This is a genomic window from uncultured Campylobacter sp. (assembly GCF_938017705.1).
GTDB lineage: Bacteria > Campylobacterota > Campylobacteria > Campylobacterales > Campylobacteraceae > Campylobacter_B.
This window is the reverse complement of sequence record NZ_CALIIS010000044.1, coordinates 1-1,857: the sequence shown is the minus strand read 5'-3', so window position 1 is coordinate 1,857 and position 1,857 is coordinate 1. Positions and strand designations below refer to the sequence as shown.

The 1,857-nt window shown below is 37.0% G+C and carries 5 protein-coding genes; 1 reads left to right on the top strand and 4 read right to left on the bottom strand.

What is annotated here, in order from left to right; genetic code table 11:
• Positions 1-202 (top strand): hypothetical protein (locus tag Q0605_RS02580; protein ID WP_298703953.1); only part of this gene is annotated, 202 nt, incomplete at its 5' end.
• Here the strand turns inward: Q0605_RS02580 and Q0605_RS02575 are convergent.
• The 4 genes from Q0605_RS02575 to Q0605_RS02560 all read right to left on the bottom strand — a co-directional run bounded on the left by Q0605_RS02575 (position 186) and on the right by Q0605_RS02560 (position 1,696).
• Positions 186-374, bottom strand: a complete 189-nt coding sequence (locus tag Q0605_RS02575; RefSeq protein ID WP_177387276.1) for a hypothetical protein — start codon at positions 372-374, stop codon at positions 186-188. The two genes, Q0605_RS02580 and Q0605_RS02575, sit on opposite strands and share 17 nt — an antisense overlap.
• Positions 352-519 (bottom strand): hypothetical protein, encoded by a 168-nt coding sequence (locus Q0605_RS02570; RefSeq protein WP_298703950.1) that lies wholly within the window; start codon positions 517-519, stop codon positions 352-354. The genes Q0605_RS02575 and Q0605_RS02570 overlap by 23 nt, the downstream gene beginning before the upstream one ends.
• A gap of 65 nt (positions 520-584) precedes the next feature.
• On the bottom strand, positions 585-1,208 hold the full coding sequence (locus Q0605_RS02565; protein WP_298703948.1) for a hypothetical protein: 624 nt from the start codon (positions 1,206-1,208) through the stop codon (positions 585-587).
• A 176-nt stretch (positions 1,209-1,384) separates the two neighbouring features.
• A complete protein-coding gene (locus Q0605_RS02560; protein WP_298703946.1) occupies positions 1,385-1,696 on the bottom strand; it encodes a hypothetical protein in 312 nt (103 codons plus the stop codon).
• Positions 1,697-1,857 lie beyond the last annotated feature (161 nt).

Below are 1,857 nucleotides of genomic sequence, written 5' to 3'. Positions count from 1 at the left end.
AAGAAACAGAAAATACGGCATAAATTTCAAAAGCCGTGGATTCGGCGATAAAATTTTGAAATTTTATCTCTTAAAATATAATAAGTGTAGCATGCTTAGTAAGAGATGCGGCGTAAAATTTGAAATTCTGCAACGAAAACGGCGTCTATGCAATGCCCGCTCTGCATCCGCCGCAAATTTTAAATTTAGGATAAAATTTTAATGGCTAGCCCCGCGCAAAATAGAAAAATCCCCGCATAGATCGCTAAAAACGGCGCGATTATCGCATAATGGATGATGAACTCAAAGAAATTGTAGATTATGTGCTTGCTTTTGGGCTCTTTGAATTTTAATTCTAGCGGCTCGTTCGAATCAAACGGCGTGTTGGAGCGCAAAATGTGCCTCGGTCCAGCGCATCAAGTCTATTTTATTGCGCTGCATATAGTCTTTGCCGATCCCGCATACGCCGTTTATATAGCATACAAAGCCAAAACCGCCGAAAAACAAAATAAGCCCGATGTCGATCAGTCTATCCGCCATAGCGACCTTTCCTTTGTCTTTTAAATTTAGAAATTTAGCCCGCCGTATTTGCTCTTGCCGTTTGCCTATTGAAATTTTAATTTTGCGGGATTGCATTCTTTGTCGGCTTTGCAATCTTGCAATTTTTTGATGATTTTATTGTAGCGCTCTTTATCATGCGTCAAATCTCGAGCCATTGCCATATATTTAATTACCTCTTCTATGTCTAAATCATAGTAAAAATGAGCTCCTGCACAAAGTAAGCAAAAATCTTCTATTCTGCCCACTTCGCAAGCTCTTATTAATCGTTTTAATCCAATTGACGGCCTATTTGTTCTAAATAGAATTTCACTGGATAAACCGCACGCCAAGGAATTTTCAATTTGATCCTTTTCAAAGCAACTCCTATCCGCAATATTTAATAAATTTTGACAAGCGCTATATTTTCCATCGCCGAAACCGCACTCCTTTATAAGTCGTGAAATTTCTAATGAATAAATTTTATCGCAATAGTCATAGATATGGGAAGGTAGGCAGCGACCGACTGCATTTGCGTATTCTCTTGCGGACAGCTTAAAAAACTCGTCGTTTAAAATTTTAATTCCCGCAGAATTTTGTCCTTGTGCCTCGCTTGGCTCCGCATCTTGCATCGCAAAAGCAGCCCAGCTAAGACTGAACCACAGCGCAAACACTAAAAATACTTGCTTCATTTTCTCTCCTTCGTTCATTTTATTACTTGCTTATGATACCTAAAAAGCGATAAATTTTATTTATTTTACGCAGGATTTGGGCTGCAAAGCGGTAAAATTTTATTAGGGCATTTGTGGTGGTGGGGGACTATGCGCTTGAGACTTTTTATCGAAACAAAGCCGCAAGCGCAGTATGATTATTTTTTAAGTTCTCGTCCTACTATAAACGGTCTTTCGCCAGGCTCGGTGACTTTAACGCATCTGCAGGGTTTATTTAGATTGGTTCCAGCAGTTTTGCTCTTATCGGTGTCGGTCACAACTTCTATGATAGCAATAACATTTCCGTCTATACATATTTTTTGAACGGAGAATAACGCATTGCTATCATCATAAGAAATGTCGCATATATTAGCGTCTTTGGCTATCATCTCTTTCCTACCGCCTTCATTAGCATTTGTTGTAACTAATCCTAACATTATCACTAATGCCGTGATAAATAGTTTTTTCATCATCATTTGTAAAATATAATTAGGTGGCAAAGATAAGAATATTTTTTAGTAAACAAGCACTTTCTTTCTATTTTTTTTCTATTGTAATTTATGCAAAATAAATCTTTCTAACTAAAAACTGAGAATGATAATCTCATTTATATAAAATTACTATTCTTTAA

What these genes read in the sequence shown, in the direction of transcription:
- Q0605_RS02570 (WP_298703950.1), bottom strand. Translation starts at nt 519, where the DNA reads ATGGCGGATAGACTGATCGACATCGGGCTTATTTTGTTTTTCGGCGGT.
- Q0605_RS02565 (WP_298703948.1), bottom strand. Translation starts at nt 1,208, where the DNA reads ATGAAGCAAGTATTTTTAGTGTTTGCGCTGTGGTTCAGTCTTAGCTGG.
- Q0605_RS02560 (WP_298703946.1), bottom strand. Translation starts at nt 1,696, where the DNA reads ATGAAAAAACTATTTATCACGGCATTAGTGATAATGTTAGGATTAGTT.